General features: G+C 39.9%; 1 protein-coding gene. It reads left to right on the forward strand.

Annotation, left to right across the window (positions count from 1 at the left end):
- The coding region (locus R7044_RS25225; RefSeq protein ID WP_225455997.1) for a helix-turn-helix transcriptional regulator at positions 1–302 on the forward strand (302 nt) is incomplete at its 5' end.
- Between the last annotated feature and the right edge of the window lie 440 nt (positions 303–742).

Raw genomic sequence — 742 nt, forward strand, 5'->3', positions numbered from 1 at the left:
GAGTAGCAAAAGCACTCAATCGTGTTCATGCCGAATACCATGAGCAATTGAATGTTCAAACATTGGCGGAAGAGGCCAACATGAGTGTCTCTGCATTTCATCAGGCGTTTCGGAGCGTAACTTTAGAATCACCTTTGCAATACATCAAAAAAGTGCGTCTCAATAAAGCGAGAGATTTGATTCAACTCGAAGGGAAACGAGTCAACGATGCTGCTCGACTTGTAGGCTACAGCAGCCCATCACAGTTTAGTCGCGAGGACAAGCGACATTGCAATGAAACACCAAGGTCAACAAAGGCATAGTGATCTTTATTTCAAAATGACGACTTTTTTCGCCTTTTTTATTAATTTGCGAGTCACTTATTTATTCGAATTATAAAATTAGTTGCTGGTGCCAAATAATAGGTATTTTGTTGCAACCATTTAGTGGATTCTTGAGAGGTGGTGTTGAAAACTCGCAAATACATAGTGTGAAATTTCCAACTTGTACTTAAGTTATTTTACGTCGAAATAAAAGTAAGAACGTGTTGTTTCAAACACGTTTAATATTGTTTTAACAATAACTTAAGGAAGAGCGATTATGCACCTTAAAAACGGGAAAGCAGTGAAAAGTGTCTTTACGCTAAGTACGCTGACTGCATCTTGTCTATTGGCCTTCAACAGCTACGCAGCGGTTGATTGTGGCCCTCTAGAAGTTTGGGATTCGTCAAGAGTTTATAATGGCGGCGACCAAGTTCAGCACG

This window comes from Vibrio sp. 1402 (assembly GCF_033340275.1).